Below are 292 nucleotides of genomic sequence, written 5' to 3'. Positions count from 1 at the left end.
CGCGTCCACAAAGGCAGGTCTGCCCGCGGTGAGGACGTTCTCCGTTGTCCGAAGCGGGGGTCTTTCGACGCTCGTTTAAGATGCAATCCGTAGCAACAGGGAGGACGCGATGGTCAAATCAGAGATGGGACGACGGAATTTCATAAGAAAGATGTCATCTGCCGTTCTCGGAGTGTGGGCGAGCGGGCTCTGGAAGGCAGGTCCGTCCGTGGCCGGGACGGAAGAACGTCCGGTGCCGGAATACCGCACCCTCGGAAAGACAGGGTTGAAGGTGACGACGGTCGGGATGGGT

1 protein-coding gene is annotated in these 292 nt (G+C 59.9%); it reads left to right on the top strand.

Features of this window, described 5'->3' with window-relative positions; all coding sequences use genetic code 11:
* Positions 1 to 109 precede the first annotated feature (109 nt).
* On the top strand, positions 110 to 292 hold a 183-nt coding region (locus LZP69_RS16050; protein WP_234201701.1), incomplete at its 3' end, for a hypothetical protein.

The organism is Shewanella sp. AS1 (assembly GCF_021412565.1).
Taxonomy (GTDB): Bacteria; Pseudomonadota; Gammaproteobacteria; order Enterobacterales; family Shewanellaceae; genus Shewanella.
This window is presented reverse-complemented; position numbering and strand designations above follow the sequence as displayed.